12 protein-coding genes are annotated in these 13,743 nt (G+C 57.3%); 10 read left to right on the forward strand and 2 right to left on the reverse strand.

Features of this window, described 5'->3' with window-relative positions; all coding sequences use genetic code 11:
- Positions 1-20 precede the first annotated feature (20 nt).
- A complete protein-coding gene (locus DHN60_RS10120) occupies positions 21-905 on the reverse strand; it encodes a LysR family transcriptional regulator (RefSeq protein ID WP_108837166.1) in 885 nt (294 codons plus the stop codon).
- 195 nt (positions 906-1,100) lie between these two features.
- Between DHN60_RS10120 and DHN60_RS10125 the strand changes: the two genes are divergently transcribed.
- From DHN60_RS10125 to DHN60_RS10150, 6 genes are all read left to right on the forward strand, one after another.
- Positions 1,101-2,114: a D-cysteine desulfhydrase gene (locus DHN60_RS10125; RefSeq protein WP_234423604.1), complete on the forward strand. Its 1,014-nt coding sequence runs from the start codon at positions 1,101-1,103 to the stop codon at positions 2,112-2,114.
- A 35-nt stretch (positions 2,115-2,149) separates the two neighbouring features.
- Positions 2,150-3,109 carry a glycine betaine ABC transporter substrate-binding protein gene (locus DHN60_RS10130; RefSeq protein ID WP_108837167.1) on the forward strand — a complete coding sequence of 320 codons (960 nt, stop codon included), beginning with the start codon at positions 2,150-2,152 and terminating at the stop codon, positions 3,107-3,109.
- A gap of 68 nt (positions 3,110-3,177) precedes the next feature.
- The gene (locus tag DHN60_RS10135; protein WP_108837168.1) at positions 3,178-4,233 is read left to right on the forward strand and encodes a glycine betaine/L-proline ABC transporter ATP-binding protein; all 1,056 of its coding nucleotides are present in this window, start codon (positions 3,178-3,180) and stop codon (positions 4,231-4,233) included.
- Positions 4,230-5,771: a proline/glycine betaine ABC transporter permease gene (locus DHN60_RS10140; RefSeq protein ID WP_108837169.1), complete on the forward strand. Its 1,542-nt coding sequence runs from the start codon at positions 4,230-4,232 to the stop codon at positions 5,769-5,771. The genes DHN60_RS10135 and DHN60_RS10140 overlap by 4 nt, the downstream gene beginning before the upstream one ends.
- Positions 5,768-6,496 (forward strand): alpha/beta fold hydrolase, encoded by a 729-nt coding sequence (locus tag DHN60_RS10145; protein ID WP_108837170.1) that lies wholly within the window; start codon positions 5,768-5,770, stop codon positions 6,494-6,496. The genes DHN60_RS10140 and DHN60_RS10145 overlap by 4 nt, the downstream gene beginning before the upstream one ends.
- Before the next feature lie 166 nt (positions 6,497-6,662).
- On the forward strand, positions 6,663-7,646 hold the full coding sequence (locus DHN60_RS10150; protein ID WP_108837171.1) for a zinc-binding dehydrogenase: 984 nt from the start codon (positions 6,663-6,665) through the stop codon (positions 7,644-7,646).
- A 38-nt stretch (positions 7,647-7,684) separates the two neighbouring features.
- On the opposite strand, the gene DHN60_RS10155 is transcribed toward DHN60_RS10150, so the two are convergent.
- Positions 7,685-9,295: a GMC family oxidoreductase gene (locus DHN60_RS10155; RefSeq protein WP_108837172.1), complete on the reverse strand. Its 1,611-nt coding sequence runs from the start codon at positions 9,293-9,295 to the stop codon at positions 7,685-7,687.
- A gap of 109 nt (positions 9,296-9,404) precedes the next feature.
- Here DHN60_RS10155 and DHN60_RS10160 point away from each other — a divergent pair, with 109 nt between their 5' ends.
- The 4 genes from DHN60_RS10160 to DHN60_RS10175 all read left to right on the forward strand — a co-directional run bounded on the left by DHN60_RS10160 (position 9,405) and on the right by DHN60_RS10175 (position 13,742).
- Entirely contained in the window at positions 9,405-10,637 is a 1,233-nt protein-coding gene (locus tag DHN60_RS10160; RefSeq protein WP_108837173.1) for a TRAP transporter substrate-binding protein, read from the forward strand.
- A gap of 110 nt (positions 10,638-10,747) precedes the next feature.
- Positions 10,748-11,593 (forward strand): TRAP transporter small permease, encoded by an 846-nt coding sequence (locus DHN60_RS10165; RefSeq protein ID WP_108837174.1) that lies wholly within the window; start codon positions 10,748-10,750, stop codon positions 11,591-11,593.
- Positions 11,594-12,952 (forward strand): TRAP transporter large permease, encoded by a 1,359-nt coding sequence (locus DHN60_RS10170; protein WP_108837175.1) that lies wholly within the window; start codon positions 11,594-11,596, stop codon positions 12,950-12,952.
- 10 nt (positions 12,953-12,962) lie between these two features.
- Complete coding sequence (locus tag DHN60_RS10175) at positions 12,963-13,742, forward strand: IclR family transcriptional regulator (protein ID WP_108837176.1); 780 nt, start codon at positions 12,963-12,965, stop codon at positions 13,740-13,742.
- Position 13,743 lies beyond the last annotated feature (1 nt).

Genomic DNA, 13,743 nt, shown 5'->3' on the forward strand with positions numbered 1-13,743 from the left:
GTCAAAAACTTGCGCAGGTATCACTTGGCCCACAACTCAAGCAGCGACGCGGCCATGTCGTTCTTGCTATCCGCATAGACGGCCACTTCCAAAGGTTCCTGTCCCAGCCGGTTGGCCAGAGAAATCAAATCGCCCGTCTCGATTTCTCGGTATGCCATGCTGAACGGCAACCAACCGACCCCAAGCCCATTCAGAACCATTTCGCGTATCCCGCTAGAAAAGGCCGTTTCACACACCGGGTTGGCGCTGTGGGCTTGGGTGCCGAAGGGGCGTTCCCGTTTGTGCAGCAGCGCGCCAAAAGAACTGTTTTCGGGGTAAACGATTGCGGGCGTGTCCGAAGGCAGCGTGCCGGTGTCCCGGATTGTGTAGCGAAGGGCGCCGCCGACCACCGGGATCAGGTAGTCGTTGCCCCATTTGCCACGCACCACGTTGGGACCAAATTGCAGGGTCATGGCCCCTTCGGCCTCGTAACACAAAAGCATGTTTGTATCCCCGCGCAGGAACAAGGCGACACAATCGCTGAGGTTGCCGGGCCGAACCCGGAACCGCACCTGCGGAAAGGCCGTTCTGGCCCGCAGCGCCATGTCGGGAAAGGTGGAATAGACCGGAGCATGCTGCGCCGAAATTGCTATTGTGGACGCCGCCGCGTCATGGTGCGCAATTTTTGTGCGCAGCTCTTTCATACGCGACATGAGCGCCCGTATCTCGACCTCGTTTGACTGCAAGGCCGGGCTGATGTCGATCCGGTTGGTTTTGCGGTCAATCACGGGCGTGCCCAACCAGTCCTCAAAACTGCGAATCCGCCTTGAAAAAGCGGGCTGCGTGATGTTTCTGCGCGCCGCTGCACGGGTCATATTGCCTTCTTCCAGAAGAGCCAAAACGTCGTCCAACCATTGCATATCCATTGAGACACCTCGCTTGCCCAAACTTTTTGTATGGGCAGCCATAGGAAAAAGCACTGTTTTTCTAACCCACCACAGGCAACGGTTTCAGCCGACTCACCGCGGAGGAGCTAAAGAGTGGCAAGCACAGACCAAGTCATCGACGAAACACAGACCGATCACGCAGACATGGCAGCAAGCCACTGCAAGGAATTGTCGATCGCGCTTGCCCAATTCCCAAGGGTCTCGTTGGGTCATTTCCCAACACCGCTCGAACCGATGGACCGCCTGAGTGAGATCCTTGGCGGGCCGCGTCTTTGGGTGAAGCGCGATGATTGCACCGGGCTGTCTTCGGGCGGCAACAAAACGCGCAAGCTGGAATATTTGATGGCTGATGCCGTCCAGAAAGGTGCGGACACGATCATCACCCAAGGTGCGACTCAATCCAATCACGCCCGACAGACTGCTGCGGCGGCTGCCAAGATGGGTATGGCCTGCCACATTCTGCTGGAGGACCGGACCGGGTCGAACGACCCCAATTACATTATGAATGGTAATGTTTTGCTGGATCGGCTGCACGGCGCGACAGTTTCTAAGCGGCCCGGTGGCACCGACATGAACCAAGAAATGGCGGCCCTAGCCGACCAGCTGCGCCCGAGCGGTAAGACGCCCTATGTGATCCCCGGCGGTGGTTCAAACCCCATTGGTGCCCTTGGCTATGTCAACGCGGCCCGCGAGCTTGCTGAACAAGCCGCACGCATCGGTTTGAAGATTGACGCGCTTGTCCATGCCACGGGAAGTTCGGGCACCCAAGCCGGTCTGGTCGCCGGGCTGGCCGCGATCCAAAGCGACATCCATCTGCTCGGCATTGGCGTGCGCGCCCCGCAAGAGAAACAGGAAGGCATGGTGTTCGATCTGGCCGTAAAGACGGCCGAACATCTGGGCACCGGCGTCGAGATCGACCGCGATGCTGTCCGTGCGAATTGCGCGTATGTCGGCGGGGGATACGGGATTGCGACGGACGGAATGATCGCCGCAACCAAGCTGTTGGCTCAAACCGAAGGCTTGCTGTTTGACCCGGTCTATTCGGGAAAAGGCCTTGATGGTCTGATCGACCTTGTCGGCAAGGGATATTTCGACGGCATGGACAACGTCGTCTTTCTGCATACGGGCGGCAGCGCTGCCCTGTTCGGCTATTCCGAAAGTTTTGAATTGCCAGGCTACACATCATAAAAAAACCAAAACTCATCAACTAGGAGACCAAAGACATGAAACTCACCAAAACACTGATCAGCTCGGCGCTTGCCAGTGCCCTCTGCGCCCCGGCCTTTGCCGAAGAGGTCAAGATCGGCGTCCCATCGTGGACCGGCGCGCAAGCCATTGCCTATGTGCTGGGCGAAGTTGTCACCTCGCGCATTGGCGGCGAAGTCGAGTACGTCCCCGGCAACAACGCTACGATCTTTCAGGCGATGGATCAGGGCAAAGGCGACATCGACGTGCATCCCGATGTCTGGCTGCCCAACCAAGAGAGCTTTACCAAGAAATACGTGGACGAAGCGGGCACTGTGACGCTGAACACGAACCCCTATGAAGGCAATCAAGGCTTCTGCGTGTCCAAAGCCTTTGGCGAAGCGAACAACATCACCGACATCGCCGATCTGGGTCGCCCGGACGTGGCTGCACTCATGGACAGTGACGGAAATGGCAAAGGCGAGATGTGGATCGGCGCGCCCGGTTGGGCTTCGGCCAACGTGAACGAAGTCAAAACGCGCGACTATGGCCTGCTTGATTTCATCGAACCCATCCGCGCCGAGGAAAGCGTGAAAACCGCCCGTATCAAGGACTCTATCGCCAAGGGCGAAGGGTATGCTTTTTACTGCTACAAACCTCACGCGGTGTGGTTCATGTTCGACGTTGAAATGCTGACCGAGCCAACGTTCGACCCGGCCAAATACACCATGATCCAACCGTCTGACGACGCAGACTGGTACGAAAAATCGTCTGTTGCGACCAAGGACGCTCTTAAGCAGGTTCAAATCGCATATTCCAATTCGCTGGCGGACCGGTCGCCTGCAATCGCGGATTTCTTTGCGAACTTTGCTTTGACAGCGGACGACGTCAGCGGGCTGGCGTTTGAAATCAGTGCAAACGGCATGGAGCCAGCCGCCGCAGCCGCTGCATGGGTCGAGGCGAATTCGGATCGCGTCGACGCGATGCTGGGCCTCTAAGCCTTAATCAAAATGCAGCACCGGCTTATCGTCGGTGCTGCCCACCTTTCCAGCGGGCGTATCCAAACATGACAAGCGACACCGTCATTGAGATTTCTAACGTCTGGAAGATCTTCGGCGCCAAACCCGAGGCTGCTTTGCAAGCCATCCGTGACCGAGGCCTGACCAAGCCGCAAGTTCTCGCAGAATTCAACGCCGTGGTCGGGGTCGCAGATGTGAGCCTGTCGGTAAACCGGGGCGAGATCTTTTGCATTATGGGCCTGTCGGGAAGTGGCAAGTCCACACTCGTGCGCCACTTCAACCGCCTGCTCGAACCCACAGCGGGCAAGATCGAGATCGAGGGCACGGATGTGATGGCCCTTGGTCCCAAAGATCTCCAAAAGTTTCGCAACCAGAAGATCGGCATGGTGTTTCAGAACTTTGCGCTGATGCCGCACCGCTCGGTGCTCGACAATGTGGCGATGCCGCTGGAAATCCGGCAGGTCGCCAAGAACGAACGGATGCGACAGGCCGCAGCCATCCTTGATATCGTGGAACTGGGCGCGTGGGGGGCCAAGTTCGCCCATGAGCTGTCGGGCGGGATGCAACAGCGCGTTGGTCTGGCACGAGCACTTGCCGCCAACCCGGACGTTTTGCTTATGGATGAACCGTTTTCGGCCCTCGACCCGCTGATCCGGCGGCAATTGCAGGACGAGTTCATTCGTTTGTCCAAGATCCTCAAGAAGACCACCGTGTTCATCACTCACGATCTGGACGAGGCCGTGCGCATCGGGGACCGCATCGCCATTATGCGGGATGGCAAGATGGTTCAGATGGGAACTGCCGAAGACATCGTGATGAACCCCGCCGATGATTATGTTGCTGATTTTGTGGCCGGAATATCGCGCCTCAAAGTGGTGCACGCCTCTGCTGTCATGCAGCCCATTGCTGAGTTTACCACCACTCACGGTCCTCTGCCTGCCGATGCTCCGCGCGTCGGCGAGGCCGAAACGCTCAGCACACTGATCAATATGGCTATCGACGATACCAATCCGATCCTTGTCCAGGAGGGCGGTGTAGATGTGGGCGTCATCACTCGTGCAGACTTGCTGCGTACAGTTGTCGAAGGGACGGAAATGTCATGAGAGACGATGATTTCAACCCGCTCGAGGACACCGAGAGCGAAGCGGCCCTCGCCTATGCGGAAGAGCGGAAAGCCAATATTCGCACCTTTGTGCGCACCAGCCCCGATTACTACATCGCCAACTTTGACAAGGTTGGCGCCTCTGCTCGGTTCACCGCCACTTTTAACGTGATGGCAGGCCTGTTCGGCCCGATCTGGTTTGGTGCGCGGGGTCTGTGGTCTTGGGCGCTGTCGTTCCTTGTGATCGAAGCCATCGCCTTTGTTCAAATCGCGCGCGGCCTGTTTGGCGATCTTGGCGCAGACGCCATGGCGCGCATCGCGTCTATCGAAGGTACTCTGGATTTGCGCCGCCAACAGTTGGCAGCAGCCATAGAGGCCGGATCAGATCGCGCAGATGCCTTTCAGCGGGCGGTGGATGGGCTTGAAGCCAATATCGGCGGCATACGCGCCGAAGCTGAGGCGCTGGCAGAAACCGGCCCGACCATCGCCCTGACCGGTCTTGCCATTCTGATCGTCGCCAAGCTGGTTCAGGCCACTGTCGCCAACTGGGCGCTCGAGGCGCGGTTCTCTGACTGGCTTTCGGACCGTTCGCTGCGCTCGGGCATGCCGGTGCCACAGATCGTCTTTTCCGCCGCGTTCATGATCCTGATCGTTGCGGTGGCCATGGTCCACTACAGCTTTCCTGACCGCTTCGCGCTTTTGTCGACCTTTCCAACCGATCCAAACATTCGCCTGACCAGCATCGACGGCGTCGAGGCGTTCTTTAACTGGGCGGTGCTGAACGGTGAGGCGCTGTTTGACGGCATCACATATTGCATCCGCCTTGTGCTTGATGCGCTGGAATTGGTGTTTGTCTCGACCCCGTGGATCGTGATCGTGGCCCTGATCGTCTTGCTGACATGGCTGACTGCGGGCGTGCGCATGTCGATCTATTCAGGTGCGTTCCTTGCGTATATGGGCCTTTTGGGGTTCTGGGAAAAAGCGATGACAACGCTGGCCTTGCTGGGGACAGCAGCGTGCCTTTCGATCCTGATTGGCATCCCGCTGGGCATGTTCGCGGCGCGGCGTCCGCGGTTCTATTCAACCATCCAACCCATCATGGACTTCATGCAGACCATGCCTGCCTTTGTGTTCATGATCCCTGTCATCGCGTTCTTCGGCACCGGCAAACCTGCGGCCGTCGTGACCACGATGATCTTTGGTGGCACGCCCGTTGTGCGCCTCACTGTGCTGGGTTTGCGCGGAGTTCCGGAAAGCGTGCGCGAGGCCGCGATCAGCTTTGGCGCGAACAAGTGGTACTTGCTGACCAAGGTTGATTTGCCACTGGCCAGCCCATCCATTCGGGCCGGGATCAATCAGACGATCATGCTGAGCCTCGCGATGGTTGTTGTCGCCTCTTTGATCGGGGCCAAGGGACTGGGCGAGGATGTGCTGGAAGCCCTTCAATATGCCAATGTGGGTCAAGGTATTCTGGCCGGCTTTGCAATTTTGTTCTGCGCTATGATCCTTGACCGCATCGTTCAGGGGCAGCGCAAGTGACACCGCTTGTTCTGGTCCATGGGTTCATGGGCGGCAGCGCGCAGTGGGACGGTCAGCACAGGGCATTTGCGAATGGGCGCGAGGTCATTGCCGTTGATTTGCCTGGGTTTGGCAAACATGCCCATCTTCCTCCAAGCAATAGTATCGAAGGGTTTGCAGACTGGGTGATCGCGGACCTGCGCGCCAAGGGCGTTGCCCAATATCACCTTCTGGGGCATTCCATGGGCGGCATGATCGCCCAGGAGATTGCGCGCAAAGACAGCGCGCGCACCGAGCGCCTTGTGCTTTATGCCACAGGTGCCAGCGGCGTTTTGCCGGGCCGCTTCGAAACCATCGCGCAAAGTAAGGCGCGCGCGATCGCTGATGGCGCGCGCGCCACAGCGCGGCGTATCGCGGCGACTTGGTTTTTGGACGGCAAAACGGCGCCCGGGTACGAGGCGTGCGCGCAAATCGCGGAACAAGCGTCTTTGGATGCCATTCAGGCCGGGCTCGATGCGATGGAGGCGTGGTCTGGCGCGACAACCCTCAAGAAGATCGGGGCCGAGACATTGATCATCTGGGGCGATCGGGATCGGACCTATGCGTGGGAGCAGACAGAACGGCTGTGGCGCGACATACCGTTGACGCACCTTGCCGTTGTCCCCGGCTGCGCTCATGCGGTCCACCTTGAAAAGGAAGATTTTTTTAACGCATTGCTGGCTGGTTTTATCGAAGCAGGCTCGTAAGCTCCGACGCCAGTTCTTGGATCGGTTTGAGGTCACTCCTTGCCCTCGCTGCTGCCCTGACCAGCGGGAATGAATATTGAACGAGGCTTGGGTGCTGTTTCTCAAGCGATCGCCATGGAGTATGAGACCAAGCAGGCGGCCAAAGCTCAAGGAGGATTCACTGAATATGAAAGCTCTGGTTTATGAAGGGGTCGAGACATTACGCATCCGCGAGGTCGCCAAACCCGAAGTGGGCAGAGACCAGTCTTTGGTCCGCATTTTGGCGTCAGGCATTTGTGGTTCGGACATGCACGCCTATCTGGGCCACGATGACCGTCGGCCTGCGCCGCTGATCCTTGGCCACGAGGCGGCAGGTGTTGTTGAGGGCGGCATCCGCGACGGAGAGCGAGTGACCATCAATCCACTGGTCAGTTGTGGCGTTTGTACCGCCTGCGCGGCTGGCCGACAGAACTTGTGCCCAGAACGCATGATCATTTCAATGCCACCGCGCGAGGGCGCCTTTGCTCAATACTTGGTGATGCACAACGACAACCTGATCCCGGTACCGGACGCCGTGCCGCTGGAAAAGGCCGCGTTGGCCGAACCACTTTCCGTCAGTTGGCACTCGGCGCGACTGGGGTTGGCCGCTTGGGACCGCGCATTGGGCTCCAGTGCACTCATTGTAGGTGGCGGCGCCATTGGGCTGGCAGCTGCGCTGGCGCTGAAGGCGCAGGGCCTTGAAGATGTGACCATCACTGAGCCCAATGATGCCCGCCGTGCGTTTCTGACCGATCAATGCGGGCAGCAAGCTGTGTCCAGCAGCGGCGAACAGTTTGCGATTGTGATTGACGCGGTTGGGTATGCCGCCACCCGTGCAATCGCCTCCGCGCGTTGCAGCCCCGGCGGTGTGATCGTGCATATCGGTTTGGGCGAAGACCTGGGCGGCCTCGACGTCCGTCGCATGACCTTGCAGGAAATCACCTTTATCGGCACCTACGCCTATACGCCGCAGGATTTCCGGGACACGTGCGCTGCAATCTTTGATGGATCACTTGGCGCCCTAGACTGGACGGAAAAGCGCAGCCTTGATGCAGGGCCTCAGGCCTTTGCCGATCTGCGCGCAGGCAGCGTTGCAGCGCCAAAGATCATCTTGCGCCCATGGGACGACTGACAGGTAGTCACAGCTGATGAAAGAGCTTAGGCCGACCGTTAGGTCGCGCCCATCTTTTGGTCTTCCAGAATCATGTCCGACGCCTTTTCACCGATCATGATCGCCGGGGCGTTTGTGTTGCCAGACACGATTTCCGGCATGATGGAACAGTCTGCCACCCGCAGCCCGGTGATCCCGTGAACCCTCAGACGTTCATCTACGACCGCATCCTTGCCGTTGCCCATTTTGCAGGTTCCGGTTGGGTGATAGATTGAGGCGGTGTTGTTGCGTGCCCAATCCAACGTCGCGTCGTAGTCGTCGATCGGCAGGTCTGCATGGGGCCGGTATTCCTCGGAGATCTTCGACGTCAGCGGCGCATGCCGCGCGATGCGGCGAGCGATGTTCACACCCTCGACAATGGTACGGCAATCGGTTTCGGTGCTGAGATAGTTGGGAATGATCTTGGGATAGGTGCGCCCGTCCTTGCTTTGAAGGCGGATTTCACCTTTTGATTCAGGGCGCAGTTGGCACACTGACATGGTAAAGGCCGAAAACGGGTCTGCTCCTTTGCCCGGGTTTTCCGCCGACAGGGGTTGTACATGGAACTGAATGTCGGGGGTCTCAAGATCGTCCCGTGTTTTCATAAAGCCAGTGGCAAGACTGGCGGCCATCGTCATTGGACCTGCCCGGAACATCAGGTATTTCAACCCGATCTTGGCTTGGCCAAACATGCTCGACACTTCGTCGTTCAACGTGGGTTCGTTGCATTTGTAGACCAGTCGAGCCTGCAAATGGTCCTGCATGTTTTTACCAACACCGTGCAGGTCTTGCACCACGTCAATGCCGTGTTCCTGCAACTGTGCTGCTTCGCCAATACCGGATAGCATCAACAATTGCGGCGAGTTGATCGCGCCGCCTGACAGGATGACCTCCTTGTTGGCCTTCACGCTTTGCCATGTACCGCCCTTGTCGCGATAGGACACGCCCGTGACCCGGCGACCGTCCATTTCCAGCTTTTCCACTTGCGCGTGGGTGACAATGGTCAAGTTGTCCCGGCTCTTGACGGGGTTCAGGAAGGCCACGGCCGACGAACATCGGCGCCCGTTGCGCGCGGTCAATTGGAAGAAACCGACGCCTTCCTGTTCTGCGCCATTGTAGTCGGGGTTGAATTTGTAGCCCGCGGATTGCGCTGCCGCCACCCATGCGTCGGTGATGGGACGTTGGATGCGCATGTTGGAGACGGACAGGTTCCCTTGGTCGCCGTGGAATTCATCGGCACCGCGCTCGTTCTTTTCGGATCGCTTGAACAAGGGCAGTACGTCATCCCAGGCCCAGCCGCGATTGCCCATCTGCGCCCAGCGGTCGTAGTCCTGAGGTTGTCCCCGCACATAGAGCAACCCGTTCAGTGACGATGACCCGCCCAGAACCTTGCCGCGCGGCCATTCAATGGACCGTCCGTTCAGGCCGGGATCGGGTTCTGTCTTGTAACACCAGTCCACGTTCGGGTTATGGATCGTCTTGAAGTACCCAACCGGAATGTGAATCCACGGGTTGAGATCGCGCCCACCCGCCTCAAGCAACACAACCTTGTTGTTTGGGTCAGCGCTGAGGCGGTTTGCGATAACGCAGCCCGCTGAGCCGGCCCCAACGATCACATAGTCCGCTTCCATCTTCAAAAAATCTCCCCCGGTATAGAAAAAGTTCTATGAAAACTGGGAATATTAATCTAGCCTTTTTTGATAAGATCAATATCAAAAATTACCATTATGGGAGGAAACAATGGGAATACTTGATCGAGTGAAGGGCGTTTCGCGCCGTGATTTCTTTAGGATTGCAGGCACTTACGGCATGAGCTCAACGCTCTTGGCGGCGGGTACATTTGGTGGGGCAATGACTGCCGCCAACCTCGCGAAGGCTGCAGAATCTACCTACGACAAGCGTTTTGCCAAGGAAGCAAAGTTCACGCTGAAGTTTGGTGCTGCTGGTTTTAACCCGCAAAACCTGCTGATCGAGCGTGCTGGCGCACTCGAATTTGCACGCGACCTCGAAAGCCGCACAGACGGCGAGATTCGCGTTGAATTCATCGGCAACAACCAGATTTGCGGTCAGGTCTCCTGTGTTGAGAAAGCACAGCAAGGCATCGTCGACATCTATGCGGCTTCAACGCAGAACTCTGCGGGTGGTGCGCCATATCTGAACGTTCTGGACTATGCGTATATGTTCCGTAACCGTGCGGACCAGTACCACTTCCTGTACTCGCCCAAATCGCAAGAGCTGCTGCGCGAGCCATATGAGCGTCGTCACGGCCTGAAATTCCTGTTCAGCCACGCTGAACTGCGCGGGATCCAGTTGGGTCTTGCATGGGAAGACAAGCCAACCGTGACGTCTGTTGAGCAACTGTTCGGCACCAAAAACCGTGTAACGGGCACACAGCTGGGTCGCATCGCGATGACAGCCCTGAACCTGAACCCGGTTCCGGTTGCTTGGGAAGAAACGCTCGACGGTCTGAAGCAAGGTCTGATTGATGGCGCGGAAACATGGGCCTCGGCCGTGGCTTACGCCAACATGTCTCCGGTTGTATCTCAGTCGGTTCACCTGAACTTCTTCTGCGGCACAGAGCACACGGCGATGAACGCCGGCGTGTTCGACAGCCTTGGCGGTGAGTTGCAGGATGCAGTGATGGAATCCTCGTACTGGGCGCAAACCCACGTACAGGCGGCCAACGAAGCTGCGCTGGTCAAGACGGTCGGTCAGTCCGATCCACAACTGCCAGGAACAATCTTTGCGCAAAACAACGTGCGCAACGCATTCCTGTCGGATGCAGAGATCAGGAAAGCCGAAGAGATGTGTTCGCCAGAGTTCCAGCCGCAACTGTGGGAGCAGTGGCGCGAGCGGATCAACGGCTGGCAAGGTGGCGCAGACACCTACCAGGAAATCTACGACGAGGTCCGCACGATCCCAGGCGACACACTGCCCGAGAACGTCGAACCCCGCCGCTGGTGGAAAGCGTAATCTCGACTTAACATCAACAAAGCCGGCTCCATCCCGGGGCCGGCTTTTTTGTCCAAGAGCGCAGCAAATGCGCCAATGTGGCTACTTCGGAACGTAGGGAGGATCCCCGGATGTCAATCTGGTCGGATATGTCCACCATCGTCGGTTCGACGTTGAGTGGCGATATTAATTTCAATGTCGTGAAAGCTTATCGGTCAGATGCCGCGTGGCTTGTGTTTGGGCCCCTCACTTTGATTGGCGCCATTGTCTTTTACTACCGCGAAAAGTGGGCGATTGGTTTGGAGGAGCGGTTTGGCCGATCCTTGACCAGTATCACGCACCCGATCATCGCTGCCATCATCACGCTTGGCATGGCCGCCGCGTTTCTGGATCCGGTTGCAGAAGGTCTCAAGACCATAACAGGCGGATACCATCGGGTACTCATCGTCTTCATTCCAATTTTGCTGATGCTTCTTGAGCGCTCTCCAGAGCGCACGATAGTTATTTATAGCTATATTATTATGGCTGTGATTATCTTTATCGGTGTGATCCAGCGATTTGTATTTTCGGTCCAAGTGCCGTGGTCCACGACGATCCCACCGCTCTTCTTCATGGTGATGGCTTGGTACGGGTGTGCATTCAACATTCGCTTGCGCACACACCTGAGCTTTTCCGAATTCAGAACCAAGTTGAGCCGCAAGGGCCAGCTGTTCTGGCTGACCTTTGACAACTGTCTATGGCTGATCTTTTGCGTGATTGTCGTGACGACGACGGCCCGTGTGACCGTCAACACTTACGATAACTTCGCGCTGGTTCTGGGCACGGATGACATCATGCGCTGGTGGTTCATCGTCACGATGCCACTGTGCTTTATCCTTTTGGCGACACGGGCCATCGAAAATATTGTCGAGGATTTCAAGAAATACGAAAGCGGCGGTCCAATGATCGAGCAAGCTGTCATTGGGGGGGAAACGTAAATGTCGGACGGAACCTGGATCACGATTGTCTCGCTTGCCGCGACCTTCCTCTTCATGATGGGCACGCCTGTGCTCCTCGTCATCTTCTACTGGGTCGTCGGGGCAAGCCCCGTTGCCGACCTTGGTCTGGACAACACGGGCTCGGAACTACTCAACGTGTTCAAAGATGGTTTTGCCTTGATGGCGATGCCGCTCTTTATTCTCACGGGGGACCTGATCAACAAGTCAGGGATCGCCAAACGACTATCGGATTTTGCCTATGCCTGTTTAGGGTGGCTTAGGGGCGGGCTTGCGATGGCCTCTCTTGGGGCGTGCGGCCTGTTTGCCGCCATCTCGGGCTCAAACTCGGCCACAACGGCAACCATCGGCTCGATGCTGCATCCTGAAATGGTCAAGGGCGGTTATGATGAACGCTTTTCTGCGGCAACTGCTGCGGCTGGCGGATGTGTAGGGATCATTATCCCACCGTCGATCATCTTCATCGTCTACGGCTTCTTGATGAACCTGCCGATTTCAGACCTGTTTATCGCAGGCATCATTCCCGGCACCTTGATGGTTCTGGCAATGATGGTGGCGTGTTTCATCGTCTGCACGATCAACGGCTGGGGCTTTCTGATCAAACTGTCATTCCGTCGCGTTGTTCTGACGGGCATCGGCGCATGGCTTGGATTCTTCGCCATCGGTCTGGTTCTGTGGGGCATCTACACTGGTAAATTCTCCCCGACTGAAGCGGCTGGTGTGACGGTGGGCTTCTGTATCATCGTGGGGATGATCAGTTTCTATGCCAACAAAATGATGGGCGATACGACGGATACACCGATCGACGAGAAGACCTTTGCGTCTCAGCTTGTGGTCGAAGGCTTCACCCTTAAGGAAATCCCGTCGATCGTTGTGCGTTCGGCGCAGATCTCGGGCATACTTGCACCGCTGATCGCCGTGTCAGTCGTGATGCAGCAAATCCTTTCAGCCCTTGGGGCACAGGAAGCGATTGGCCAATTCGTGACATCCATGGGCGGATACTATCCGGTTCTGTTCACGGCTATGGCCATGGTCTTTGTGGCCGGTATGATCCTCGAATCCCTTCCGGTGACGATCATTCTGGCGCCTATTCTTGCGCCAATTGCCCAATCCGTCGGCGTCGATCCAATCCACTTCTCGGTAATCTTCCTGGTTGGTGCGTCCATCGGCTTTATCACGCCACCATACGGTTTGAACCTTTATGTGGCATCTGGTGTGACAGGTGTGCCGTATTTTAGATTGCTGCGTTATTCGACCATGTACTTGGTTGCACTTATCAGCGTTTGGATATTGGTTGCACTGACACCCGAGCTTGCCTTGTTCCTGCTGCCAGACAGATGATGTGGAGACTATGCCCAACGACACGCAGAATAGCGAAAAGGCGCAGATCGCACCAAACCTGCGTCTTCTCGCAATCATCGAAGAGGTTGCCCGGGCAGGCGTACCCGTAACGCCCGGGGCCCTTTCGGATGCGGTAGGCATTCCTGTCCCAACAATCCACCGGCTTTTGTCGACAGCCGAGGATGAGGGCCTGCTGCAACGCGACGTTGACGGGCGGTCTTATGGACCCGGCAGACGGATGCGGCGCATGTCGGGCAACATCCTGTCCTCGCAACGCATTCGCACAGAGCGTCTTCTCGTGATGAAGGCACTTGCTGAAAAAGTCGGCGAGACCTGCAATCTTGCCGCCCCTGCCCGCTACGGCATGGTGTATCTGGACCGCGTCGAAACGCACTGGCCTTTGCGCATTCAGCTGGCCGTCGGCGCACAGGTCCCGTTCCACTGCACCGCCAGTGGCAAAATGTACCTGTCGTCTCTCAGATCGGACAAGCTGAACCGCGTCCTGAAATGGCTGGAACTTGAGCGTCGGACCGACAAAACGATCACTGACCGCGAACAATTGAAAGAAGAGCTGGCGAATACCCGTCAGCGAGATTACGCGACCGACGATCAGGAATTCATGGATGGCATGACTGCACTTGCGGTGCCAATCAAAGACGGCGAGGGGCGCCTTTTGTCGACGTTGTCGATCCATGCCCCGGAGCAAAGGCAAGAAGTAGAAAGCCTCGTCAAACAGCTTTCAGACCTTCAACGTGCGGCGCAGCGCATCGAAGAACTCTGCGTGAGCTAGG

Origin of the sequence: Tateyamaria sp. Alg231-49 (assembly GCF_900143535.1) — a bacterium.
GTDB lineage: Bacteria > Pseudomonadota > Alphaproteobacteria > Rhodobacterales > Rhodobacteraceae > Tateyamaria.